Origin of the sequence: Terasakiella brassicae, assembly GCF_014641495.1 — a bacterium.
Lineage (GTDB): Bacteria > Pseudomonadota > Alphaproteobacteria > Rhodospirillales > Terasakiellaceae > Terasakiella > Terasakiella brassicae.
Genome location: NZ_BMHV01000009.1, coordinates 83,073 through 107,629 on the forward strand (window position 1 = coordinate 83,073; position 24,557 = coordinate 107,629).

General features: G+C 49.1%; 21 protein-coding genes. 8 read left to right on the forward strand and 13 right to left on the reverse strand.

Features of this window, described 5'->3' with window-relative positions; genetic code table 11:
* Positions 1-313 precede the first annotated feature (313 nt).
* Positions 314-805: a hypothetical protein gene (locus tag IEW74_RS07900; protein WP_188663577.1), complete on the reverse strand. Its 492-nt coding sequence runs from the start codon at positions 803-805 to the stop codon at positions 314-316.
* Positions 806-940: 135 nt separating this feature from the next.
* Between IEW74_RS07900 and IEW74_RS07905 the strand changes: the two genes are divergently transcribed.
* Entirely contained in the window at positions 941-1,669 is a 729-nt protein-coding gene (locus IEW74_RS07905) for an SDR family oxidoreductase (protein WP_188663579.1), read from the forward strand.
* A gap of 253 nt (positions 1,670-1,922) precedes the next feature.
* Here the strand turns inward: IEW74_RS07905 and IEW74_RS07910 are convergent, their stop codons facing one another.
* The 6 genes from IEW74_RS07910 to IEW74_RS07935 form a co-directional block, all read right to left on the reverse strand.
* Positions 1,923-2,951 carry a substrate-binding domain-containing protein gene (locus tag IEW74_RS07910; protein ID WP_229734273.1) on the reverse strand — a complete coding sequence of 343 codons (1,029 nt, stop codon included), beginning with the start codon at positions 2,949-2,951 and terminating at the stop codon, positions 1,923-1,925.
* A gap of 52 nt (positions 2,952-3,003) precedes the next feature.
* Complete coding sequence (locus tag IEW74_RS07915) at positions 3,004-4,077, reverse strand: HD domain-containing phosphohydrolase (protein ID WP_229734274.1); 1,074 nt, start codon at positions 4,075-4,077, stop codon at positions 3,004-3,006.
* Positions 4,070-5,965 (reverse strand): PAS domain S-box protein, encoded by a 1,896-nt coding sequence (locus IEW74_RS07920; protein ID WP_188663581.1) that lies wholly within the window; start codon positions 5,963-5,965, stop codon positions 4,070-4,072. Before IEW74_RS07920 ends, IEW74_RS07915 begins: the two co-directional genes overlap by 8 nt.
* 102 nt (positions 5,966-6,067) lie before the next feature.
* A complete protein-coding gene (gene moaB, locus IEW74_RS07925) occupies positions 6,068-6,604 on the reverse strand; it encodes a molybdenum cofactor biosynthesis protein B (RefSeq protein ID WP_188663582.1) in 537 nt (178 codons plus the stop codon).
* A 14-nt stretch (positions 6,605-6,618) separates the two neighbouring features.
* On the reverse strand, positions 6,619-8,418 hold the full coding sequence (locus IEW74_RS07930; RefSeq protein ID WP_188663585.1) for a lytic transglycosylase domain-containing protein: 1,800 nt from the start codon (positions 8,416-8,418) through the stop codon (positions 6,619-6,621).
* Between the two features lie 150 nt (positions 8,419-8,568).
* Entirely contained in the window at positions 8,569-9,435 is an 867-nt protein-coding gene (locus IEW74_RS07935) for a uracil-DNA glycosylase (protein ID WP_229734275.1), read from the reverse strand.
* A gap of 147 nt (positions 9,436-9,582) precedes the next feature.
* Here IEW74_RS07935 and IEW74_RS07940 point away from each other — a divergent pair, with 147 nt between their 5' ends.
* Complete coding sequence (locus IEW74_RS07940) at positions 9,583-11,232, forward strand: electron transfer flavoprotein-ubiquinone oxidoreductase (RefSeq protein ID WP_188663587.1); 1,650 nt, start codon at positions 9,583-9,585, stop codon at positions 11,230-11,232.
* Between the two features lie 63 nt (positions 11,233-11,295).
* Here IEW74_RS07940 and IEW74_RS07945 read toward each other — a convergent pair whose 3' ends face one another.
* From IEW74_RS07945 to IEW74_RS07965, 5 genes are all read right to left on the reverse strand, one after another.
* On the reverse strand, positions 11,296-12,429 hold the full coding sequence (locus IEW74_RS07945; RefSeq protein ID WP_229734276.1) for an ABC transporter permease: 1,134 nt from the start codon (positions 12,427-12,429) through the stop codon (positions 11,296-11,298).
* The gene (locus IEW74_RS07950; protein ID WP_188663589.1) at positions 12,426-13,373 is read right to left on the reverse strand and encodes an ABC transporter ATP-binding protein; all 948 of its coding nucleotides are present in this window, start codon (positions 13,371-13,373) and stop codon (positions 12,426-12,428) included. Before IEW74_RS07950 ends, IEW74_RS07945 begins: the two co-directional genes overlap by 4 nt.
* Positions 13,370-14,320 carry an HlyD family secretion protein gene (locus IEW74_RS07955; protein ID WP_188663591.1) on the reverse strand — a complete coding sequence of 317 codons (951 nt, stop codon included), beginning with the start codon at positions 14,318-14,320 and terminating at the stop codon, positions 13,370-13,372. The genes IEW74_RS07950 and IEW74_RS07955 overlap by 4 nt, the downstream gene beginning before the upstream one ends.
* Positions 14,317-14,982, reverse strand: coding sequence for a CerR family C-terminal domain-containing protein (locus IEW74_RS07960; RefSeq protein WP_188663593.1), 666 nt, complete (start codon positions 14,980-14,982; stop codon positions 14,317-14,319). The genes IEW74_RS07955 and IEW74_RS07960 overlap by 4 nt, the downstream gene beginning before the upstream one ends.
* Before the next feature lie 87 nt (positions 14,983-15,069).
* The gene (locus IEW74_RS07965; RefSeq protein ID WP_188663595.1) at positions 15,070-15,537 is read right to left on the reverse strand and encodes an Lrp/AsnC family transcriptional regulator; all 468 of its coding nucleotides are present in this window, start codon (positions 15,535-15,537) and stop codon (positions 15,070-15,072) included.
* A gap of 129 nt (positions 15,538-15,666) precedes the next feature.
* Between IEW74_RS07965 and IEW74_RS07970 the strand changes: the two genes are divergently transcribed.
* Both IEW74_RS07970 and IEW74_RS07975 read left to right on the forward strand, forming a co-directional pair.
* On the forward strand, positions 15,667-16,854 hold the full coding sequence (locus IEW74_RS07970) for a methionine gamma-lyase (RefSeq protein WP_188663597.1): 1,188 nt from the start codon (positions 15,667-15,669) through the stop codon (positions 16,852-16,854).
* Positions 16,855-16,881: 27 nt separating this feature from the next.
* On the forward strand, positions 16,882-19,236 hold the full coding sequence (locus IEW74_RS07975) for a thiamine pyrophosphate-binding protein (RefSeq protein ID WP_188663599.1): 2,355 nt from the start codon (positions 16,882-16,884) through the stop codon (positions 19,234-19,236).
* An 85-nt stretch (positions 19,237-19,321) separates the two neighbouring features.
* On the opposite strand, the gene IEW74_RS07980 is transcribed toward IEW74_RS07975, so the two are convergent.
* Entirely contained in the window at positions 19,322-20,137 is an 816-nt protein-coding gene (locus tag IEW74_RS07980) for a universal stress protein (protein WP_188663601.1), read from the reverse strand.
* 210 nt (positions 20,138-20,347) lie between these two features.
* On the opposite strand from IEW74_RS07980, the gene IEW74_RS07985 reads away from it, so the two are divergent.
* The 4 genes from IEW74_RS07985 (at position 20,348) to IEW74_RS08000 (ending at position 24,553) form a co-directional block, all read left to right on the forward strand.
* The gene (locus tag IEW74_RS07985) at positions 20,348-20,782 is read left to right on the forward strand and encodes an NUDIX domain-containing protein (RefSeq protein WP_188663603.1); all 435 of its coding nucleotides are present in this window, start codon (positions 20,348-20,350) and stop codon (positions 20,780-20,782) included.
* A gap of 31 nt (positions 20,783-20,813) precedes the next feature.
* Positions 20,814-21,326, forward strand: a complete 513-nt coding sequence (locus IEW74_RS07990) for a CYTH domain-containing protein (protein WP_229734277.1) — start codon at positions 20,814-20,816, stop codon at positions 21,324-21,326.
* A 107-nt stretch (positions 21,327-21,433) separates the two neighbouring features.
* A complete protein-coding gene (locus IEW74_RS07995; RefSeq protein WP_229734278.1) occupies positions 21,434-23,791 on the forward strand; it encodes a DNA translocase FtsK in 2,358 nt (785 codons plus the stop codon).
* A gap of 141 nt (positions 23,792-23,932) precedes the next feature.
* Entirely contained in the window at positions 23,933-24,553 is a 621-nt protein-coding gene (locus IEW74_RS08000; protein WP_188663608.1) for a 50S ribosomal protein L25/general stress protein Ctc, read from the forward strand.
* The last annotated feature ends 4 nt before the right edge of the window (positions 24,554-24,557 follow it).

The window sequence follows — 24,557 nt, forward strand, 5'->3', positions numbered from 1 at the left end:
CAAAACCTGTCCATATCGAAAAAAGCACCCGAACACCACAACCATAAGGTTGCAAACCTTATACGTGCAGCTACCATTGCAGCAACCCCTAAGGGATGATACGTATCTTTTTTTTCTAGAAAAATCATATAGTTCGGTTAATATAATAGACATCTATTCCGCCGATCTCATCGGTCTGAAAATTGAAATCTTTGATTGATATTTTTAGGACTGATACCTTTTCGGGTTTATCCCGATCAGAGCGCCTAGAAGCTAGGGATAGCTTCTAACAAACTAAAAAGCCGGTCTTCGAGGCCGGCTTCTTTTTTGCCTTTTATAATTTTCGTCCCAACTCCCGGATGGTTTCCTCGATATTCTGCCACGCTTCGCGAATGGCTTCATCCGCTTCATTCGAATACCCATCCTCAAAATAAGCTTTCAAGGCTTCGGACAATTCCAGCAACTTGTCTTTCTGATCGGCATTTTCCGGCTCGCCATCAATGGCGCGGTACATAAAATGGCAAAGTTCCTCGCGAATATCTTCAGAAGACTTTTCACGGCTGGCAATTTCAAACACATGACAAAGCGTTGCAAAACGGGTTGCCGCACGGCGTTGTAAAGCATAGGCGTCATGCAGCCCGACCCGGCCCTGCAAATGAAGCTTTTCCTCATAAAGACGGGCATGATCCGTCTCGTCCGCCGTTATCATCGCGTTGTTGAATTCACTTTCCAGGCGCATCAGCTCAAATTCCGTCCGCTTGACTTCTTCTGCTGCCCAATCCAGTTCTCTTTTAATTTCTGCAATCAAATGCTGATCTGTTGACATTCTGGTCATCCGTTCGTTATTTGCCCTCGTTTTTGCCATTCTACCAAACTTCCGATAGAAAATCATTACGATTGCCCTGCTCTATACAATGATTTAATCTGCAAAAATAAATATCAAATGAAACAAAGGGTTCCCATGTCACAACTCGCAGGAAAAACAATCATTATCACAGGTGCCAGCAGCGGTTTAGGGGAAGCGATGGCTCGCAAGTTTGCCCCCTTGGGTGCCAATCTCGTTCTGGGTGCACGCAGAGAAGATAAACTCGGCGCTCTCAGCGCGGAGCTTGGTGAAAACGTCCGTTTTATGAAGTGTGATGTCACCTCTTTCGACGATGTTCAGGCACTTGCCCAACTTGCTTTAGATGAATTTTCCACCATCGACATTTTAATTAATAACGCAGGCCTGATGCCGCTGTCCTTCTTCAGCGAGAAAAAACTTGATGAATGGAACCAGATGATCGATGTAAACATCAAAGGTGTTTTACATGGCATCGCCGCAGTAATTGATACCATGCAGGCCCAAAAATCCGGCCATATCATCAATGTTGCCTCTGTCGCCGGTCATGTTGTCACGCCGTCATCCGGTGTTTATGCCGCTACCAAATTTGCCGTGCGCGCCATTTCAGAAGGACTCCGTCAGGAATCCCGTGGGTTCTTGCGCACCACCATCTTATCCCCCGGTGCTGTTGAATCTGAACTGACACAAACGATCAGTAATGAAAAAATTGCACAAGGCATTGATAAGCTCTATGAAGACGCCATTCGCGCAGAAGACATCGCCAATGCCTGTCTTTATGCCATCGAACAACCCGATGAAGTGGACGTCAACGAAATCATCATCCGCCCGACCAAGCAAAAACTGTAAACTCTACCTATAAAAAAGCCGCCTGCACAAAAACAGGCGGTTTCAGACTGCTGACAAAGTGTTTTTAGTAAATAATTGACCAAAAGCCATCGTCCCGCACTTGATGCGGGATCCATTTAAAATCAATGGATTAGATATTACTCATTGGACAAAGATGGATCCCCGATCAGGGTCGGGGATGACAGTTGAGGGGCTTTGTCAATAACCTGAAGCCGCCTGCACAACAACAGGCGGCTTTTTTACGTTCCGTTCATTACTGAGTTGAAAGCTTCAAGACCTGCGCTTTCATGCTACGTCCCAGATCATCCTGCAACGGGATCAAACCATTCTCGGTTAAATAGCCTTCTTCCCCGATTGCGGCCTCACTCATAAATTCTTTCAAAAACTCCCCGATTTGTGGCAAAGCTTTCATATGTTCCGTTTTCACATATAAAAACAAAGGCCGGGCCAATGGATACATCCCGTCACGGATTGTTTCAAAGGTCGGGACCACGCCATCAATATTTAATGCTGAAATTAAACCACTGCGTCTTTCCAGCGCATTATACCCCAAAATGCCTAAAGCTTTCGGGTTGTTTGATAGTCTGCGCACGATCAAATCATCATCTTCGCCCGCCTCGATATAAACGCCGTCTTCGCGCATTTCACCACATACCGTTTTCCGGGTTGGCGCATTCAGTTTTTCGATATAATCAGACCCGCGACAGCCATTATTCATTACTTCTTCGACAAAGACATCACGTGTCCCTGATGTCGGCGGCGGACCAAAAAATTGAATGGGAACATCCGGCAAGGCGGAGTCGATATGCGACCATAACTTATGCGGATTGTCAACCAGTTGACCGTCAACGGGCAAGCGCTTTGCCAGTGCTTTCCACAAATGACGCCGCGTCAAATTAAAATCGGCGCTGTCTCGTGATTTTGCGATGATGATGCCATCCCAGCCGATCATAATTTCAGAAATATGATCAACTTTGTTATGGGCACAATCTCGAATTTCGCTGATCTTCATGCGCCGGGACGCATTGACAATATCCGGCGTTTCGATGCCGATACCGGCACAAAACATTTTGATCCCGCCACCGGACCCGGTCGATTCAACCACGGGTGATTCAGCCCCGGTTTTGCGATAGTATTTTTCAGCAACAAAAGCTGCAAAAGGAAAAACCGTTGAGGATCCTACAATACGGACTGCATTGCGAAATTCACTATTGGCGTTCCCTTGCCCCGCATTCAGAAGAATGCCAAAGCCGATCAGCAACGCAGAAACACGTTTCATCATATTCAACTGCCTTATCATAATGATACTTGCAAAAGTAAATCTGGTGTGGATCTTACTCTTCTTCATCGGGGTGTTCCACCCGCAATGATATGACATCTGGAATTATTTCGATAAACTGCTGTACCAATGAAGGATCGAAATGGCTGCCGGCATTGTCCTTTAAAAAGGAAATCGCTTTCTCCAGCGGCCAAGCCTCCTTATAGGGGCGCGTCGATGTCAGTGCATCAAACACATCGCAGATCGCGGCAATTCGCCCTTCAATCGGTATATCCGTACCGGAAATCGCATGGGGATAACCAGACCCATCCCATTTTTCATGGTGAGTGGCGGCGATAGATCGCGCCATTATAAGCATGGTCGAATCAAAATTCCCGATAATATCTATACCTATTTCCACATGACTTTCCATTATGACGCGTTCTTCTGGCGTCAATCGCCCGGGTTTCAGCAAAATATAATCCGGGATACCGATTTTACCGACATCATGCATGGGACTTGCTTGCAAAATCAGTTCTGCAAATTGTTCCCCCAATCCTGCCTTCAAGGCCAGCAAGCGACAGCTTTTACTCATACGCACAACATGCGCACCCGTTTCATTATCACGGTATTCCCCCGCGCGCCCCAGCCGGCGCACCACTTCCAACTGTGTGCGATGGATTTCTTTGGTTCTGTTTTGAACCTCAATTTCCAGATCATCGGCACGCAGGCGTTGGTTATAATAGAAAAAACGGGTTTCCAAGAGGTTATGGATACGTTGAAAAACTTCCCACGGCTGAAACGGTTTTGTCAGGAAATCACGTGCCCCGGCTGCCAACGCCGCTTGGCGGGTTTCCATATCCGTTTGCGCCGTCAGGACCAAAATGGGTAAATAGTCATCATTGCCAACAATTTTTTTCAAAGCCTGCATGACCTCAATACCATCCATAAACGGCATACGTATATCCAGCAGGATCATATCGACAGCTTCGTTTTGATAAATATCGACGACCTCACGGGAATCTGTTGTCGAGAGAACGTTTCCATACCCTTCTTCTTCCAGTAATTGTTCAAGAAGCAGTACATTGGCCGGTTTATCATCCACAACCAAAATACAACTGTCTTTAATTTTACCTATCATATCATTCATGGTTTTTTCCCAGCCTTGAAATTGGCAACTGCACCCAGAAAGTTGTTCCTTCCCCGACAATGCTATTAAAACCGATGGTTCCTCCCATTGCTTCAACCAGTTGCTTGGTCAACGTGAGACCAATGCCTGTTCCTTCAATCCCGCTGGCCTCCGCCCCCAATCGGTCAAACGGTTTAAAAAGATGATTTTGTTTTTCAACAGGAATACCATTTCCGTGATCACTGATGCGAAATTCCGCCATGTCACCCCCGATTTCAAAAACCCTGACATCAACAAAATGACCGGGACGATTGTATTTGATGGCGTTCGAGAACAGGTTTAACAAAACTTGCTTACAGCGCGTACGGTCAACATTCACCGTTAAACCAACCGGACAGTCGATATTAAACGATACATCGCATTCTTCGGCCACATTCTCACTCAGGTCCAGACAATCATCCAGCACGCCTTGCACATCAACCGCTTCGATGGTCAAATGCAAACGTCCGGCTTCGATGCGGGCCAGATCCAATATCTCGTTAATCAAATCCATCAAATGATGGCCTGCGCTGACAATTTGGTTGACCTGACGTTTCTGACGATCCCCCAAAGGGTGTTTGGTGCTCATGCCCAACAACTGCGCAAAGCCGAGAATAGCATTTAAAGGTGTGCGCAATTCATGGCTCATACGTGATAAAAATTCAGATTTGGCTTTATTGGCTGTATCCGCTGCAATACGCGCTGCCTTTAGCTCTTCAGCATAATGTTTTTCAGCACTGATGTCCTGTGTCACCCCCAGCATCCGCGTCGCATGTCCACTTTCATCACGCACCACATTACCCTGTTCGCGCACCCAACGAACATCCCCTGAGGGTAATTTTACACGATATTCACATTTCATTTCACTGGCATCACGTAAGCATTTGCGAATAGCATCTGTTAAAATGTGCAGATCTTCTTCTAATACCCAGTCTTCAAACCTTTCACGCCGTTCTTCCACCCCGTCATCTTTGAGGCCGTATAAGTGAAACATCTGCTCTGACCAGAACAGTCGATCTTCATCAATATGCCAGTCCCAGGTTCCCATTTTGGCGAACTGCTGGCTCATTTTCAGGCGTTCCTTGCTGATCCGCAAGGCGCGTTCCGCCCGGATACGCTGCGACACGTCACGCACCGCGCCGACAAAAAACGTACCTTCCGGCAACTTTAATAAAGAAACAGACAAATGCATTTCAAACGTCTGACCATCAGCGCGTTTACCCATAACCGTACGCCCCACCCCCATCACATGGGCTTCTCCGGTTTCCAGATATCGGGCAAGATATTCATCATGCTGGGAAGCATAAGGTTCCGGCATCAGCATGGAAACATTCTGGCCAACTACCATTTCCTTGCTATAGCCGAACATTTTTTCCGCAGCCGGGTTCAAATCTTTTACGATCCCGCCCGAATCGATTGTAATAATCCCTTCCAGCACCGTTTCGAAAATGGCACGGTGACGCAATTCACTTTTGCGCAAAGATTGTTCGGCAGCCTTTAATTCGGTAATATCGGTTAAATACCCGACAAGCCCGTCATAGTCACCGGCTTCGGTAGTCAGGGCGCGCATATCATCCAGAACCCAAAGATAGGTTCCGTCTTTCTTGCGCATCCGATATTCGTGCTTTTGTTGCCCTGTCTCAAATAATGCGGGAATTTTGGATAAAACATGCGGGAGATCATCCGGGTGGATAATCTCCCGTCGAAACATGGGGTTCTCGCTAAATTCCGCGACATCCCATCCCAGCAATGGCGTAATATTCGGCGTGATGTAATCCACCGCGTCATCCCAATATCGGGCACAGTGATACATCACGGCCGGGCCGCGCTCCATCACCGAACGAATATTACGATCATTTTGCTTTTCCATATCGGGTTGAATTCACAACTTTTCTATTTCTTTACCTTTTTTCAACCCTGATTATAGAAGCATACATTAGCAACTTGCAATCAAACAATCGCAAGCCATGTCCTATTTGAGGTGTTCATTCAGACGCGGCATCAGTTCAACAAAATTACACGGATGCGTACGTGCATCCAATTGATGAACCAAAATATCGTCCCACGCATCTTTCACCGCGCCACTTGATCCCGGCAAGGCAAACATATAAGTGGCATTCAACAAGCCCGCCATTGCACGCGACTGGATGGTTGATGTTTTGATCTTCTGATAGGAAATCCAGCGGAACACTTCCCCAAAACCCGGAATTTCTTTTTCGATAACCATACGGAAGGCTTCCGGCGTCACGTCACGTCCGGTCACACCGGTTCCACCTGTTGTAATCACCACGTCAATTTCCGGATTATCCGCCCAGACTTTAAGCTGGGCTGCGATATCTTGCGCCTCATCCTTTAAAATCAGGCGTTCATAGACTTTATGCCCTGCACCTTCAATACGTGCCGCCAGCGTATCACCGGATTTATCGTTTTCAAACGTGCGGGTATCTGACACGGTGATAATGGCAATATTCAAGGGCAGGAACGCGCGGTCCCCATCGATTTTTGACATGGGATTTCCCTTCGTTAATTACGCGCCACCTCAATTGATGACGGATCCTGACCTTTATAAATCGGCCATGCCCCGGATGCAATGGCATCTAGCGTATTGGATTTTTGTCCCATTCGGTCACGATAGACCCATAAGTTGGTCAAAACACGCTCAATAAAAATACGCGTTTCACGAGATGGAATGCTTTCAATGAAAAGAAGCGGGTCATCATTATGTTTTACACCGCGTTTCCATTTATTCAGGTTACCCGGTCCACCATTCCATGCAGCTGTCATATGAAAAAGATCACCACTGACAACATCTTCTTCCAGCAACATTTTTATATATTTCTGCCCCAAATGAATGTTGGTTTCCGGTTCAAATATCTTTTTGCTCCAACGCATGCGCCGATCACCGGCGACGAAACTGGCCGTTCCCGGCATCAATTGCATCAGACCTTTGGCCCCGGCATAGGATTTTGCCTTGGGATTAAATCCCGATTCCTGACGCATAAGGGCGAAGATCAAGGCGCGGTCAACCTCATAGCCATTTTTGGGTTGCCATCTGGGCATGGGATACAAGGCCGCATCCGGTATTTTCACCCCATTGCGCACCAATTGCGCCCCCAGACGCATCGCAAAGGATGGCATATTGCTGTAAAGGGCAACGCTCAACATGGCTTGGCGGGCTTGTGTATCGGCTTTTGAATAAGCTTTGCGGAATTCTTTTTCCGCCATTTCGTCTTGTCCAACCTGCAACAAAGCCAAGGCCCGACGACTTGGCTCCTGCATTTTTAAGGACGATAGAACATCATCGTTTAAAACGGGCAAGGTCCAGTCAAAAACAGCTTCATACCCCAAGGCCCGATTGGCCAACAGCCCATAAAATGTGCGGGGGTATCCAGCAGCTTTATCCAGCCAGACATTGACCTTTTCCGGCTTGCGCTGCAACAAATAAGACCGCGCGGCCCAATAGGCTCCGGCAGAAACCATCCAGTCTGATGAATAGCCCGATGCACTGACCTTTTCAAAATGTGCAGCGGCCTGTTCCAGCTTGCCCATTCGCCATGAAGCTAAACCTGCAATCCAATGGGCACGCGGGATATATTTACCCGATCGTTTTACCGCCTTGGTTGCCCAGCTATAGGCCCAATCATCCAGACCATCGGCATAATAGCCCGCTGCCAGCCAAGTGCGCGCCTGATCCACTTGTCCCGGATGCAACAATTCATGCACTTCGCGGGTCTTCAACAGGTTTTTGACCGATTTGGTCCAGCCTTTGCGCGTATAGTAACGCATCTTGCGGGTATAGCCTGCCGCCTTGGCCGCCTTTTCCCGCGACAACCGTTTGCGTGGTGCATAAACCTTCTCCGCCACACCGGTTGAATCATAGCCGGATCCACTGAGATACTGCCCCGTTGGGCGTTTCGGGTTCAGTGCATTTTGCGGGCGCCGCTTCAAGGCCAGTTCATAAATGCGCTTGGCTTGCGGATGATCGCTATATTTTATAAGCCAGCGGCGTAATTCCTTATATCGTGAACGGTACTTCGTCGGATGGAGATAACGTTGCGCTTCCACATGCCCCATCAAGGTCCGGTCCGTCACCTTGGCAATCAATGTGTCAGCTTTTTTCCAATGACCATCTTCTTGTACCTGGAAAATTTCTTGATACAACTTCAGATTTTTATCATCCAAAAGACGGATTTGGTCCCGTATATGATCGCCATCCTCAACTAAAGAGGCAAGTTGCACGTCCTCGGCCTGTGCCGTTTGTACACATACCGCCCCTAAAAACAAAGCAACCGCAAACAGACCACCTGCAAGCTTAGATACCATATCTACCAATCATCAAGAAAAAAGCCACTACATACAGTTGAATTCACCCACTTCACGTAACCATCTGATCCCTATGAAGAATTTGAACAAAAGCAACCACAGCGCAATAAACTAATACATTTCACAGAAAACCGCAAGAAACGGCTGGTTTTATAATCCTGACAGCTTTTCCATTATCGTCAGCAAGTCCCCCCACGCCCTGCGTTTTTGCGCAGGTGAACGCAATAAATAGGCCGGATGAAATAAGGCCGTTGCCTGAATGGGGTGGGATAACCCCGGTGTGGAATGGGTAAACCAACGCCCGCGCAAGCGCGAAATTCCTTCGTGGTGTCCCAAGACAGCCTTGGCCGCCGCCCCACCCAAAAGAACGATCATTTTTGGATCAACCAGTTCGATATGGCGTTCGACAAACGGCAGACACACCGCAATCTCGCTTAGGGTTGGATTACGATTGCCCGGCGGGCGCCAGAACAAAACGTTGCTGATATAAATTTTAGATCGGTCCCCAACCGTTTCCTGCAAACCGCACGAATGCAACATGTGATCCAGCAATTTCCCACTTGCCCCGACAAAGGGGATGCCCTGTCGATCCTCGTCCGCGCCCGGTGCTTCACCAATAAACATAACGTCTGCCTTTGGATTCCCATCGGCAAAGACCGTATTCATGGCGGTTTTTTTCAAGGCACACCCGTCGAATGCCAAGACAGCCTCGCGCAGTTCATCAACGGTTTGCGCCTTACGCGCCATTTCCACCGCCGTATGCACCATTTCATCCGTTGCCTGCACAGTTTGCGGCGCAGGCGAGACAGGAGGCCGTCCCCCTTGTACCGGACGTGGCGCAGGAGATGCAGCTTGCATCTGTGTATTTTTACGGCGCTCGATCAAATCGGCACTGAGGGCATAACGATCGATGGATTCGTCACCGATACATTCATCGACCCCCATTTCCACATACCATTTCAGCAAGGCTGCCGGGGCAAAAGGGTCCATATTTGTGCTGTCAGACTGTTGGTTCATAGTGGATTACTAGCAAAGTTCGGATTATTTGAACAGAAAGGTTCACAAGTTCGTGCATTTTTTCTATGTTGCAATGCATAAAAGTGATAAGAATGTTCGCTAGAAGAACAGTTCACACAGGAAACATCTTAGGAAGGAAGCCGGACTATGGAACGTGAATCCATGGAATTTGACGTTGTAATCGTTGGCGGTGGCCCTGCGGGTCTGTCAGCGGCGATTAAACTCAGCCAACTTGCACAGGAACAGGAAAAAGAGCTGACGGTCTGTGTTGTGGAAAAAGGGTCCGAGATCGGGGCTCATATTCTGTCCGGCGCCGTGATTGAAACCGGCCCGCTGGAAACGCTTTTCCCCGATTGGAAAGAAAAAGGCGCGCCCCTGACAGTCGAAGCCAAAGAAGATGCCTTCCTGCATCTGTCGGAAAAAGGCGCTACCAAATTGCCGACCCCGCCGCAAATGCACAACCACGGCAACTATATTGTCTCCTTGGGCAATGTGGCGCGTTGGATGGGCGAACAGGCCGAAGAAATGGGCGTGGAAGTCTACCCCGGTTTTGCGGCTTGCGAAGTGCTTTATAACGAAGATGGTTCCGTTAAAGGGATTGCCACCGGCGACATGGGCCGTGAAAAAGACGGCTCCGAAGGGCCGAACTTCGAACCCGGTGTCGAACTGCACGCCCGCTACACTATTTTTGCAGAAGGCGTGCGCGGCTCCCTCGCCAAAGAAATCATGGTGAAATACGATTTGCGCAAAGACTGCGACCCGCAAACCTTTGGGATCGGTATCAAGGAACTGTGGGAAATCAAACCGGAAAACCATTCCGAAGGCCGCATCGTTCATACAACAGGCTGGCCGCTGGATAGCAAAACCTACGGCGGGTCTTTCCTTTATCATATCGAAGACAATCAGGTTGCCGTCGGTTTTGTCGTCGGTCTGGATTACGCCAACCCGCATCTATCCCCATTTGATGAATTCCAGCGTTTCAAAACGCACCCGGAAATCCGCAAAACATTCGAAGGTGGTCGCCGCATTTCTTATGGTGCACGCGCCTTGAACGAGGGTGGCTTCCAATCCATCCCGAAACTGACCTTCCCGGGCGGCTGTCTGGTCGGTTGTTCCGCAGGCTTCCTGAACGTGCCCAAAATCAAAGGCACTCACAACGCCATGCAATCCGGGATCGAAGCCGCCAAAGCAATTTTCGATCTCTGCACCAGCGAAGACGAAACGGTCAGCAACGAACCGGTTCAATATACAGCCAACATGAAAGCCTCTTACGTGTGGGACGAGTTGTACAAAGTACGCAACATCCGCCCAAGCTTTGCCAAATGGGGCTTCTTTGGCGGTCTGGTCTATTCCGGTTTCACAACTTATTTGACCGGTGGGCGCGAGCCTTGGACCCTGCGTCATCCGCACAGTGACCATGACACCCTGAAACCCGCCGCCAGCATGCCGCGCATCGACTATCCGAAACCCGATGGTGTCATCAGCTTTGACAAGCTGTCTTCAGTCTTTATTTCCAACACGGCTCATGAAGAAAACCAGCCCTGTCACTTGAAACTGAAAGACGAAAGCATTCCGGTTTCTGTGAACTGGGCAAAATACGAAGGCCCGGAAGCACGCTTCTGTCCAGCCGGGGTTTATGAATATCTGGATGACGAAGAAAACGCAGGCCAGAAACGCCTGCAAATCAACTTCGCCAACTGCCTGCATTGCAAAACCTGCGATATCAAAGACCCGACCCAAAACATCAATTGGACCACCCCGGAAGGCACCGGTGGCCCCAATTATCCCAACATGTAAGTCTCGCACTTACGAAACGATAAAAATCCTCCGCGCTTTACGGCGTGGGGGATTTTTTGTGCCCTAATCCAGTGTCCGGCGATAGCGCAGGATCGCAACAATAGTTATGGCCACCATAAAAACGAGCAAGGGCCAGAGGTGAGGCCAGATATCGCTGAACGCGCTACCTTTCAGCAAGATCCCGCGCGATATGGCAATAAAATGGGTTGCCGGGATAATGTTACCGAGATATTGCGCCCATGTCGGCATTCCGAGGAAGGGAAACATAAAACCCGATAATAAAATCGATGGCAGCAAGATCATAATGGAAAGCTGCAAGGCTTGTGTTTGATTTTTTGCAGCTGCCGAAATTGTAAAACCCAGCGCCATATTGCAGGTGATAAAAACCGTCAACGCCGCAAACAGCAGCCATAAAGAGCCAACAATGGGCACGCCGAACATCAGTTTTGCCGCGATAATGATCAAGGCCGATTGGAAAAAACCGATCAAGATATAAGGCGTGATCTTACCCACCATCACTTCCAACGGGGAAACGGGCATGGCGAGCAGGTTTTCCATCGTGCCGCGTTCGCGTTCACGCGTCATTGCCAAGGCCGTCATCATAATCCCAGTCATGGTTAAAATAATGGCGATCAAGCCGGGTACGATATTATAACGGGTAAAACCTTCCGGGTTATAAAGACGATGGGCCATCACATTAAAAGCAGGCGGGGACTGTTTTAATTTTGCCAACGGCCCGCTAAGTTCCTCATTTAAAAGTCGTTGCATCATCCCGTTCGCCGCATTCAAGGCCCCCACCGCTGCAACAGGGTCGCTGGCGTCTGCCTCAATCAAAATGTCAGGATGGGCGCCGCGCACAATATCACGTTCAAAATTTGCCGGAATACTCAGAACAAACAAAACATCCCCGCGTTGCAAAAGGGCACGGCCTTCTTTGTCTGAATGAACTTCATAATCTATTGAAAAATATTGCGTATTTTTCAATCCCGCAACCACCGCCCGCGCCATCGCACCATTGTCATAAGATATCACCGCAGTCGGCAGATGTTTCGGGTCCGTATTCAGCGCATAGCCAAACAGTAAAAGCTGCACAATCGGTATCATAATGATCATGCGCAACGTCACCGTATCGCGCCTGAGTTGGATAAATTCCTTCACAAGGACAGCGCCTGTGCGACGAAATGAAAAAAACATCATCCGCCCTCCCCCTTATGTTGAAAGTTATCTTCCGCATCCGCCATATAGCGAATAAAGACATCCTCAAAAGATGGATTTTCTTGATGCCATTTATAGCCGGGATGTTCAAAATAAGGCGATAAAGCTGCTTTTAAACTGTCCGGGTCCGTGCCGCTGACGTGCAGACTATCCCCAAACGGGGCAACGGTTTTCACCGCTGCAATCTTTTGCAGAACGGCGGCTAAATCCATCAGGCGATCGCCTTGGACCACCCATGTATAAAGCCCGGCCCCCTTGATTACATCCTGCACCGATCCTTGTGTCACCAGTTTTCCGTAAGACATATAAATAATCGCATGGCAACGTTCGGCCTCGTCCATATAATGTGTACTGACCAAAACCGTCAGACCATTTGCCGCCAGTTTATGAATTTCATCCCAAAATTCCCGCCGGGCTTTCGGGTCCACACCTGCCGTGGGTTCATCCAGCAACAAAAGTTTCGGTTCATGCAGAATACAGGCCGCCAGTGCAAGGCGTTGCTTCCATCCCCCCGACAAGGCCCCGGCCAATTGATTTTGGCGCGTGTCAAGGTTCAGCTTAATTAAGGCTTCATCCACGCGTTTCTTTTTATGATCCAGCCCATAGATCGTGGCAACAAATTCCAGATTTTCCCGAATGCTGAGGTCTTCCCAAAAGCTGAACTTTTGCGTCATATAACCAATGCGCTTTTTGATCTCCAAGGCTTGCGTACGAATATTATAGCCCAAGGCTTCGCCTTCCCCTTCATCCGGGGTGAGCAATCCACAAATCATGCGCAACGTTGTCGTCTTGCCTGAACCGTTTGGCCCCAAGAAGCCATAGATTTTCCCCTTGGGTACCTTCACATCAAAATGATCCACAACCAGTTTATCGCCAAACCTCTTGGTGAGGTTCCTGACATCAATGGCATATGACGGTGCGCTCACGACCCCAGCCCCAATTCAATGGTAACTGGCAATCCAACACGCAAAGCCTCATGGAATTCTATCGGGCGAGCTTCCACCATGAAAACAAGTTTATCGCGCGATTCAACACTGAAAATCACCGGCGGCGTATATTCGCTTTCTTCAGCGATATGAGTGATACGCGCCGGATATGATTGATCACATCCATCACAAGAAACAGATACATTCTGCCCCATTTTCAAGGTGGCGACTTTTTCCTGCGAAACAAAAAATTTAATTTTGATATTGGCGGGTGGTAAAAGCTTCACAACAGATTGGCCCGCCCCGACATATTCACCGGGGCGAAAAAAAACATCCATTACCGTTGCTTCAACACCTGCCACAGGCGCAGCCTCTTGAAGCCGTTTTTCGATTTGTTTACTTTTCTGTTCTTCAATTTCCACGCTGGCACGTGCGGCTTCGATCCGGTCAATCCGCGCCCCAAGATTGGCAGCGGTGATTTGTGCTTTTACTTCTTCAACACGTGCTTTGGCCATATCCAATGCGGCGATAACATCATCACGCCGAGATAAGCTGACCGCGCCTGTTTTGCTGAGCGGTATCGTGCGATTATAGTCTTTTTGCGCATTTTCCAGATTTGCGCGTGCTTGTGCCGATTGTTTAAAAAGAACCTCTAGTTCCTCGGGACGTTCTCCTTTCAACAGGTCGTTCAGTTCGGCCTGTGCACGATGTTTGGCCGCCACGGCACTGTCATATTGTGCCTGTAAATCAACCAAATCCAGCGAAAATAAAGTATCCCCGGGCTTGACCGTTTGCCCTTCCACGACCCGCACCTTTTCTAGCAATCCGCTGCTGGTTGGGGCAATGGCAAGAAAATCCCCTTCTACATAACCGGGGATGGTTTCTTTTTCAGGGGTACAGGCCGCCAAAACAAGCAAGCTCAGGAAAATCCAAAACGAGGTTTTCATGGTTCGTTTTTCCTATTCGCATCAAGGATGGCGTCCACATTGCGCAACACCATCGTTTTAATCGCGTCCATTTCACGTGGCCCATATTCTTGCCATCCGGTACGCCGCAACATTAATTCCTGATGGGTTTTAAATATGACAAATTGTCCCAAGATCGTATGGGTACATAAAATCGCCTCCTCACAGTCCGGTTTCCGACCAATTAAAAAGGCGGTCAGGTGCGTGAGAATTTCATGGGTCGGTTTCAGCATCTCGTCATAAAATCGATCAAAAACGGAAGACGGATGAATTTGTTCACGGATCATAATCTCAACCATACTGGGCGAGGTCCGTTGACTGAGCAGAATATCAATAAAGCTGGTGATAAAATCATGCAAAAGGACGCGGGCCTGGACGCTCGTCAAATCGGTTTTATTCAACGCCTGAAAAATCTCTTTTGATTTTTCTTCCTGACGGGCCAGCACCGTGGAGATGATATGTTCGATCACCGCTTCGTAAAGGCCTTCCTTACTGCCGAAATAATACGGGATTGCGGATATATTGACCCCGGCCTCGTTGACCAGCATCCGGGTTGAGGCGCCATCAAAGCCATATTTGGCAAAGACCTCAATCGCCGCCTCCAGTAAACGGTTTGCGGTTGCTTTTGTTTTCTTATCTGACATCACATTCTCACTTCTTTCTGCCCCATAAGAATGCCACCAATATAATAATTAAGTCAATCGATTGATTTATTTTTTCTTTAAAAATCTCTATTGAGTTTCTGAAATTTCAGGGAAAACGTGACCTTGCTTCACAACACTATAGGCGAAGCTTGTATCGATGGAGGCAATGCCCGGTACATTATGTAAGGTTTCGCGTACAAAAAATTCATACGCATCCAGATCCTGACAGACGACCCGCAACAGATAATCCGACCCGCCCGTCGTAATATAACAATCCATAATTTCCGGGATCATTTTCACACGTTGTTCAAAAGTGCGCACCGCTTCTGTATTGTGGCGTTCCAATCGAACTTGAATAAAAACCGTCAGGGGCAAGCCATAGGCCTTTTGATCGACAAGCGCGGTATAGCCCTTAATCACACCTTGTTTTTCCAACAACCGCAGGCGGCGCAGGCAAGGTGACGGGGACAGATTGACCTTTTCCGAAAGTTCCTGATTGCTCAATCGTCCATTTTCCTGAAGAACCCTGATGATTTGAACGTCTTTGGCATCCATTTGTCATTTCCTTTGGCAGAAACTGCTAATTTTAATATTTATATTAGATGTATTTGGCAGATAAAACCACCATATAAAGAATATTATATCATCCAATACGTTACATAAAATGAGTTGGAGGAAATCACCATGACCAAACAGGATGCAGGCTTCGCCACACGGGCCATTCACAATTTTTACGACCCTCTTCAAAATGAAGGGGCTTTAACGCCGCCGATCCATCTGACCTCCACCTTTGCCTTTGAAACTGCAGAAAGCGGCGGGCGACGATTTGCAGGCGAAGAAGCCGGTTATATTTATTCGCGCATTTCCAACCCGACATTGGATATTCTGGAAAAACGCATGGCTGATCTGGAAGGCGGGGAAGCCGCCATTGCCACCGCCTCCGGCATGGGGGCGATTACCTCTGTTCTCTGGTCTTTTTTGCAGCCCGGTGATGAACTGATCGTTGATAAAACCTTATATGGCTGCACCTTTGCCTTCATGCGTCACGGGTTATCGCGCTTCGGTATTGACGTTTCCTATGTTGATCTGACCGACCCGGCCAATCTGGTTGAAGCTATTTCCCAAAAAACCAAAATTGTCTATTTCGAAACGCCTGCCAACCCGAACATGCGTTTAATCGACATTGCCAAAATTGCCGATATTGCCAAACCGTTTGAAGCCCGCGTGGTTGTTGACAACACTTACGCAACGCCATATTTGACCCGCCCGATCGAACTGGGCGCCGACATTGTTGTCCATTCTGCCACAAAATATCTCGGCGGGCACGGGGATGTGGTCGCCGGTCTTGCAATCGGATCACAAGAAGATATGGAAGTCACCCGTCTCGTCGGCATGAAAGATATGACCGGGGCCGTCATGGCGCCCTTTAACGCGATGCTGGTCATGCGGGGGCTGAAAACACTTTCCCTGCGCATGGATCGTCATTGTGAAAATGCCCATGCCATTGCACAAATGCTCGCGCATTCTCCGGCTGTTCAATCCGTCTATTATCCGGGATTAGAAACCGACCCGCATCACGAACTCGCCAAAAAACAAATGGCAAACTTTGGCGGCATGATCGCCTTTGAACTGGTCGGTGGTTATGAAGCCGGGATCACTTTGATGAACAAACTTAAGATGATCCATCGTGCGGTTTCGCTTGGGGATGCAGAAACCTTGATCCAGCATCCGGCCTCCATGACCCATTCGACTTACACGCCTGAAGAACGCGAAGCGCATGGCATTTCAGAAGGTCTGGTTCGTCTTTCTGTCGGCCTTGAAGATATTGAAGATATCCGCGCTGATCTTGAACAAGCCATGAGTGGTTTATAAATAACGCAAAAGAAACAGGAGGGCCTCATGCCGACAGACATTCAACATCTCAAGACCATCGAACAACGTCTTTTATGGTTATCCCACTGGATGATCCATAATGCCAACAACCTGCGTCTCAAGGAAGATGGTCTGAAAGTCGGTGGGCATCAGGCATCCTCGGCTTCTTGTGTATCCATCCTGACCGCCCTTTATTTCGCCACCTTAAAACCCCAAGACCGCGTGGCAGTGAAACCCCATGCTTCCCCCATTTTTCATGCCATGCAATATCTGATGGGCCATCAGGATTTGGAACGCATGAAAAACTTTCGCGGATTTGGCGGTGTGCAATCCTATCCGTCCCGAATCAAAGATATCGACGATGTTGATTTTTCCACAGGTTCCGTTGGCTTAGGGGTTGCCATCACCACCTTTGCCTCCCTCGTTCAAGATTATATTCAGGCTAAAAAATGGGGCAAAGACCTACCTTTAGGTCGCATGATCTCGTTGGTGGGTGATGCGGAAATGGACGAAGGCAACATTTACGAAGCCCTGCAAGAAGGTTGGAAACACGATCTGCGCAATTGCTGGTGGATTGTGGATTATAACCGTCAATCACTGGACGGTGTCGTTTCTGAAGGATTATGGGAACGTATCATCGGTGTGTTTTCTTCCTTTGGCTGGGATGTCGTTAAAATCAAATATGGCATCTTGCAGAAAGCCGCCTTTCAAAAACCGGGCGGGGACCAACTCAAAGACTGGATTGATGCCTGTCCCAATCAACTTTATTGCGCGCTGACCTATCAAGGCGGTGCCATCTGGCGCAAACGCCTGTTGGACGATTTGGGCGATCAAGGCGATGTCTCTGCCCTGATTGACAGCTACAGCGACAAAGAACTCGCTGAGTTGATGGAAAACCTCGGCGGAAACTGCGTTGAAACCATGACGAACGCCTTTGGGGCCATCGACCATGACCGCCCGGTATGTTTTCTCGCCTATACGGTTAAGGGTTGGGGAACCCCGCTGGCCGGACATAAGGACAATCACGGCGGTTTTATGAACAAGACACAAATGGCGGCTTGGCAAAAAGACATGGGCGTACCTGAAGGGCAGGAATGGGATAAATTTGCCACGGTTGAAAACAGCAAGGATTTACAAGCCTTTCTCGATCAGGTTCCCTTCTTTTCCAAAGGTCTGCGCCGTTACAGCGATAAAATAATCGATGCACCCATGATCACGGTTTCAACGGATCGTGAAATTTCCACCCAAATGGCTTTTGGTAAAATTCTAGATGAAATTTCAAAAAGCGATACGGAACTGGCAGAGCGCATTCTGACCACCTCCCCCGATGTCACAGGGACGACAAACCTGGGGCCGTGGGTCAATCGTCGCGGATTGTTTCATCGTCACGCCTTGGAAGATACTTTCCAGACGGAAAAAATCCCCTCTACCCAGAAATGGGCGTTCAACAAAGATGGGCAACATATTGAACTCGGCATTGCAGAAATGAACCTGTTTCTGCTGTTGGGCGCTGCGGGGCTGTCCCATTCCTTGTTCGGCAAACGCCTGCTGCCGATCGGGACAGTCTATGACCCGTTTGTTTGCCGGGGATTGGATGCGTTAAATTACGCCTGCTATCAAGATGCCCGTTTTATGATTGTCGGCACACCGTCCGGGATCACACTGGCCCCAGAAGGTGGAGCGCATCAATCAATCGGCACCCCCTTAATCGGCATGAGCCAAGACGGTTTGGCAGCATTTGAGCCGGCCTATATGGATGAACTGTCCGTCATTATGAATTGGGCCTTTGCCTATATGCAAAAAGATGGCGAAGGCGACCCGAATGAACGCACATGGCTGCGCGACGAAACCGGGGGCTCTGTCTATCTGCGCCTGACCACCCGCTCGATTGAACAACCGGCCAAGCGTCTGGATGATGATTTCAAACAAGGCACCATTGACGGGGCCTATTGGTGGCGCAAACCCGGCCCCAATTGTGAATTGGTCATCGCCTATCAGGGGGCGATTGCCCCCGAAGCCCTAGAGGCCGCCGGTTTCCTTGCCGCCCAACGCCGCGATATCGGGGTATTAGCCGTCACTTCTGCCGACCGGCTCAACGCCGGGTGGACAGCAGCACAAAGAGACCGTGCGCGTGGCAATCAAAACGCCACCTGCCATGTGGAACGTTTGCTGGGCGATTTACCCAGACATTGTGCGATCTTAACTGTTATCGACGGACATCCGGCAACTCTATCGTGGTTGGGTGCTGTTGCCGGTCATCGCACCATCCCACTGGGTGTTGAACATTTCGGACAGACCGGAACCTTGCAAGACCTTTACAAACATTACGGCATTGATCGGGAAGGCATTATTCAACAAGCCCTCGGTGCCTTGCCACGTTAACGCAAAAAAACGGGCCTCTGCATTCAAACAGAAGCCCGTTTTTTTGGACGTTTCCTTAAATTAGAACAAGGAAACTTATTATTTTTTAGTGAGACATCAAAACCGGAACGGTCATATGTTTGAGGATTTCACGCGTATTGCCACCTTTTAACATATGTGACACACCGTAATGACCATGTGCCCCCATGACAATCAGGTTCGACCCTTCATCTGCGGCATGGGAAAGAAGCAAATCAGTCACGCTGGCCCCTTCCTGTTTGTCACGAACCGCCACCGCATTGATGTTGTATTTTTCCAAATGGGCAACCAGATCATCCGCATCCGGGCGCTTCACGCCTTCTTTCTGAATGGCATAAATTTCGACAACTTCAGAACCCGTCATCATAGGGATGGAATCATTTAACGCACGTGCAGACTCGCGCCCGCCATTCCAGGCCACCAGACAACGCGACCCGACTTTGGGGAATTCCCCGGCAAACGGGATAACCAGTGCCGGGCGACCACTGTGAATGATCACATTTTCGGCCAGATCGGACGGAATCCCCTTATAGTTCACAGACCAGTCATATTGACCAAGAACGGCAATATCACTGGTGCGCGCCGCCCATGTAATCGCCTGAATAACTTGTGCATGAGACGTACACAGCACATTCTTGGCTGTGCAAGGCACACCGGCTGCATCGGCTTCTGCTAAAAAGGTTTTTTCAGCTTCATCGGCCAAAGCGCGCAATTTATCTCCCACTGGATGGCGTCCGAGAATAGCCGACATTTCCGGGTCGGTTTGACAGAACAAGGCTGTCACGTGCCCGTTTCCATCTTTCGCCAAATCCAAAGCGATCTTGACACGTTTTGCGCATTGCTCCGTTGCATCGAGGTGCAATAAAATATGCTTGAATGGCATGAGTTCTAAACCTTCCCTGAATTGCCTTATAAATTTCGTTCATTCTGCCTACCATAGCTCTGTATGAGAGTGGCGGATTTTTCCATTTTTTCCAAGCTTTTACTGAAATTTAACAAGAGCTTAACATTTCTTTGCAATTGCGTGTCGACAATAACTCTTTGAATGTGGCAATACTGGATATTGATATTCAAAACACACGGGGTAAATGACGTGACGGCTTTTGTAAATGACGCGGCCCTCTTTACGGTGAGCCAGAAAGCGATTCTGAAAGATAAGAAAGGTCGCATTTTGATGATGGAAAAAACAGGTAAAAGCCATTGGGATCTACCCGGTGGCAAACTGGACGAAGGCGAGGATATGGTCGCCGGTCTGGAGCGTGAAATCATTGAAGAAACCCACCTGCACAAAGTCCACGTTGGTCAAATCATTTACGCAGGGCGACGCAGTTTTGAAGAAGCCGGCAAACCGGAACGTGTTATATTATTCTATCTTTGTGAATGCGATCAAAAATTCGAAAAAATCAAGCTGTCCGACGAACACAATGAGTGGCGCTTATTAAGTGCCGACGACATCAAGGATCAAAAGAAATACGAAATCAATCCGGTTGTTCGCGCTGCCCTGAAAATTGCTTTCGCACTCAAATAAAAGTCCACTTCCATTTCGGGGGAACGTTGCCATGTCCAATATGATGGAAATCGAACGTAAATTTCTGGTCACCGGTAACGGGTGGAAGAATGAAGCCCGTGCCAAAAAAATCTCGCAAGGCTATATCAGCAAAGACAATCAGTGTGTGGTGCGTGTGCGCAGCAAGGGTGATAAATCTTTCCTGACCATCAAGGCTGATCGCGGCGATATCCAGCGCCTTGAATTTGAATATGAAATCCCACACGAAGACTGCGCCATGATGCTGGATCAATTATGCGGCGATGCCATTTCCAAAACCCGTTACACCTTTGACTATGCGGGGAATACGTGGGAGATTGACGAATTTCACGGGATCAATGACGGCCTGATCATGGCTGAAATTGAACTGGACACACCGGATCAGGCATTTGAAAAACCGGACTGGGTGGGACCGGAAGTCAGTAAAGATGAACGATTTTTCAATTCCTATATTGCTGAACATCCCTTTTCCACATGGGGGGTGAGCTTTGGCGACCTTGTAAGCAAATTTCAAGCCAAGGAATAACATCTGCATTTTAACACCGTAAACCATCCCTTAACTCTCTTGATCTAGACTCTGTCACAACTCCGACTCTATCTATGGACCAAGAGAGACACGAGATGGCCCGAACCATGACAAAATCGCAGCGCACACCCTTATTACCCGCAGGTGCCAAAGAATTTTTGGTAAAACGCACAATCGAATTATGCGGCCTCCTGTTAGGGGCTTGTGCGATTATGCTTGCGCTGATCCTTGCCAGCTACACACCGGGTGATCCGTCGTGGAACAGTGCCTCTCCCCATGAAGTGCAAAACCTCATGGGAGCGATTGGTGCCTATCTGGCTGACATAATGGTGCAATCTTTTGGGCTGGCCTGTGCGGTCCCCGTTCTGGTCCTGTTTTCTTGGGCGTGGCGCATCACGTCCAAACAGATGGTTTCAAACCTGTGGATGCGCTTGATCATACTTTGCAGCGCCGCCTTTTTGCTGTCCATCACCCTGAACGCCGTTCCAACACCTGATACATGGCCGCTACGCAGCGGTTTAGGCGGTGTCGCAGGGATGATCTTAACCCAGCGTCTCGTCTCCTTTCTCACATGGATCGGGGTGCCCGATCTTGCCCTCATTAAATTGGGAATTGCCCTGTTTTGCGGGATTTCCGGTGTTCTATCCCTCCTTTACGGTCTCGCCTTATCGCGTTCTGAATGGACACAAGTCGGTCAAGGTGTCGGCAGTGTCGCCAAGGGAACATTGCAAGGATCCGTTGTTGCCGTTCGCAAAGGCGTTGGTGTCCTGCAACGCACCAAACTGGAAGACATGATCAAAGAGGAAAGCGGAATTGAAGACGAAGAACCCGTCTTAAAACGCAAGCGCAGTGCCAAAAAAATCAAGGCACCGGAAGAAGATGTCTCGCTGCCCAAAAAATCACAGAAAGCCAAACAACAAACGCTTGTCCTTTCGCCAGACAGTTACAATTTTCCACCTCTCGATCTCTTAACCGAAGCCACCCCGGCCCAAAAGGCCGCCGGTAAAATCGATCGTGCTGCCCTTGAACATAATGCCGAACTGCTGGAACAGGTTCTAGAAGACTTTGGCGTAAAAGGGGAGATTGTCGAAGTCCGCCCCGGTCCTGTGGTTACCCTTTATGAACTGGAACCGGCCGCCGGGACCAAAACATCGCGTGTTATTTCACTGGCTGATGATATCGCCCGGTCCATGAGTGCAATTTCCGTTCGCATCGCGGTTGTCCCGGGGCGCAGTGTCATCGGTATTGAACTGCCCAACGCCAAACGCGAAACCGTTTATCTGCGCACCCTTTTGGAATCTCCCAGCTTCGATAACCCGAAAGCCTCCCTCAACATGGCCTTGGGTGTGGATATCGGCGGATCACCCGTCATGGCGGATCTTGCGCGCATGCCGCACCTTTTGGTCGCCGGGACAACCGGTTCCGGTAAATCCGTTGGGGTCAACACTATGATCCTGTCCATGCTTTATCGGATGACACCGGAACAATGTAAGTTCATTATGATTGATCCGAAAATGCTGGAATTGTCCGTTTATGATGGTATCCCGCATTTATTGTCCCCGGTTGTCACCGAACCGGGCAAAGCCGTCATGGCGTTGAAATGGTGTGTACAGGAAATGAACGAACGTTACCGCCTGATGTCAAACCTTGGGGTGCGTAACATTTCCGGCTATAACGCCAAACTGGAAGAAAGCCGCAAAAAAGGCGAAGTCCTCACCCGGCGTGTTCAAACCGGATTTGACCCGGAAACCGGCAAGCCGATTTTTGAAGAACAGCCGTTGGATATGGACGCCCTGCCGTTCCTTGTCATTATCGTCGATGAATTCGCCGATTTGATGTTAATGGTCGGTAAAGAAATCGACGCCTGCATTCAATCGCTTGCCCAAAAAGCCCGTGCCGCCGGTATTCATTTGATCATGGCAACCCAGCGTCCGTCTGTTGACGTGATGACCGGGACGATCAAAGCCAACTTCCCATCGCGGATCAGCTTCACCGTTACCACCAAAATCGACAGCCGCACCATTCTGGAAAGCCAAGGGGCGGAACAGCTGCTTGGGATGGGCGATATGCTGTTTAAACCGGGCGGCGGGCAAATCTCGCGGGTTCACGGCCCCTTTGCCTCGGATGAAGAGGTTGAAGAAGTCGTCAATCACCTGAAAAAACAAGGCGAACCCAAATATCTCGATGCAGTCACCGAAGAAAGTGACGAACCCATCGACGGCCTTGTCATGCCCGCCGGCAGTGTGGGTGGCAACACCTCCAGCGGGGATGCACTTTATGATCAAGCCGTTCAAATTTGTATTCAGGATGGCAAAGCCTCTACCAGCCACATTCAACGCCGTCTCAGCATCGGTTATAACCGGGCGGCCCGCATCGTTGATCAAATGGAAGAAGACGGCATCGTCTCTGCCCCTGATCGGGTTGGTCGTCGTAAAATTCTCGCCGGGAAAGACGGTGTTGAATAAAAAGGCGGGTTCTTGCCGATCTTATGATGTTTCAAGATTGACTCAAGGGGTCGTTTCCTGTACTACCCGCCCACTTACGTTGCTGGCACCCCTGGAGGCTAGGCAACAACCAAATGTAACAAGATTTTAAGGAATAAGTTTATGAGCTATGTTCTGAACGCACAAAAGCGCGAGACAGCCGGCAAGGGGGCAGCCCGCGCAATCCGTCGTGAAGGCCTCGTACCGGCCGTTATCTACGGTGACAAAAAAGACCCTGTCAGCATTTCCCTGAGCCCGAAAGAACTGTGGCTGCAACTGCACACAGGTCAAACTTTCTTCGCTTCCACTGGTGAAATCCAGATCGGTAAAACCAAAGAAACTGTCATTTGCCGTGATGTTCAGTTCCACCCGGTCACAGATGCACCGATGCACGCCGACTTCCTGCGTTTGGCAAAAGACGCGTCCATCGTTGTTGCGATCCCGGTTACTTTCGTAAACGAAGAAAAGTCCGATGGTATCAAACGTGGCGGCGTTCTCAACGTTGTACGTCACGAGATCGAATGTGAAGTTCCGGCAAATGCTATTCCGGAAAGCATCGAAGTTGACCTGACGGGTACTTCTGTTGGGGACTCTATCCACATTTCCGCAGTTACCCTGCCCAAAGGTGTTGAGCCGACCATTACAGACCGTGACTTCACTATCTGCTCTATCGCGGCACCGTCTTCTGGTGAGAAAGCAGCAGTGGAAAGCGAAGACGAGTCTGAAGAAGAAGCTGAAGCATAAGGCA

What these genes read in the sequence shown, in the direction of transcription:
- IEW74_RS07900 (WP_188663577.1), bottom strand. Translation starts at nt 805, where the DNA reads ATGTCAACAGATCAGCATTTGATTGCAGAAATTAAAAGAGAACTGGAT.
- IEW74_RS07905 (WP_188663579.1), top strand. Translation starts at nt 941, where the DNA reads ATGTCACAACTCGCAGGAAAAACAATCATTATCACAGGTGCCAGCAGC.
- IEW74_RS07910 (WP_229734273.1), bottom strand. Translation starts at nt 2,951, where the DNA reads ATGATGAAACGTGTTTCTGCGTTGCTGATCGGCTTTGGCATTCTTCTG.
- IEW74_RS07915 (WP_229734274.1), bottom strand. Translation starts at nt 4,077, where the DNA reads ATGAATGATATGATAGGTAAAATTAAAGACAGTTGTATTTTGGTTGTG.
- IEW74_RS07920 (WP_188663581.1), bottom strand. Translation starts at nt 5,965, where the DNA reads ATGGAAAAGCAAAATGATCGTAATATTCGTTCGGTGATGGAGCGCGGC.
- moaB (WP_188663582.1), bottom strand. Translation starts at nt 6,604, where the DNA reads ATGTCAAAAATCGATGGGGACCGCGCGTTCCTGCCCTTGAATATTGCC.
- IEW74_RS07930 (WP_188663585.1), bottom strand. Translation starts at nt 8,418, where the DNA reads ATGGTATCTAAGCTTGCAGGTGGTCTGTTTGCGGTTGCTTTGTTTTTA.
- IEW74_RS07935 (WP_229734275.1), bottom strand. Translation starts at nt 9,435, where the DNA reads ATGAACCAACAGTCTGACAGCACAAATATGGACCCTTTTGCCCCGGCA.
- IEW74_RS07940 (WP_188663587.1), top strand. Translation starts at nt 9,583, where the DNA reads ATGGAACGTGAATCCATGGAATTTGACGTTGTAATCGTTGGCGGTGGC.
- IEW74_RS07945 (WP_229734276.1), bottom strand. Translation starts at nt 12,429, where the DNA reads ATGATGTTTTTTTCATTTCGTCGCACAGGCGCTGTCCTTGTGAAGGAA.
- IEW74_RS07955 (WP_188663591.1), bottom strand. Translation starts at nt 14,320, where the DNA reads ATGAAAACCTCGTTTTGGATTTTCCTGAGCTTGCTTGTTTTGGCGGCC.
- IEW74_RS07960 (WP_188663593.1), bottom strand. Translation starts at nt 14,982, where the DNA reads ATGTCAGATAAGAAAACAAAAGCAACCGCAAACCGTTTACTGGAGGCG.
- IEW74_RS07965 (WP_188663595.1), bottom strand. Translation starts at nt 15,537, where the DNA reads ATGGATGCCAAAGACGTTCAAATCATCAGGGTTCTTCAGGAAAATGGA.
- IEW74_RS07970 (WP_188663597.1), top strand. Translation starts at nt 15,667, where the DNA reads ATGACCAAACAGGATGCAGGCTTCGCCACACGGGCCATTCACAATTTT.
- IEW74_RS07975 (WP_188663599.1), top strand. Translation starts at nt 16,882, where the DNA reads ATGCCGACAGACATTCAACATCTCAAGACCATCGAACAACGTCTTTTA.
- IEW74_RS07980 (WP_188663601.1), bottom strand. Translation starts at nt 20,137, where the DNA reads ATGCCATTCAAGCATATTTTATTGCACCTCGATGCAACGGAGCAATGC.
- IEW74_RS07990 (WP_229734277.1), top strand. Translation starts at nt 20,814, where the DNA reads ATGTCCAATATGATGGAAATCGAACGTAAATTTCTGGTCACCGGTAAC.
- IEW74_RS07995 (WP_229734278.1), top strand. Translation starts at nt 21,434, where the DNA reads ATGACAAAATCGCAGCGCACACCCTTATTACCCGCAGGTGCCAAAGAA.
- IEW74_RS08000 (WP_188663608.1), top strand. Translation starts at nt 23,933, where the DNA reads ATGAGCTATGTTCTGAACGCACAAAAGCGCGAGACAGCCGGCAAGGGG.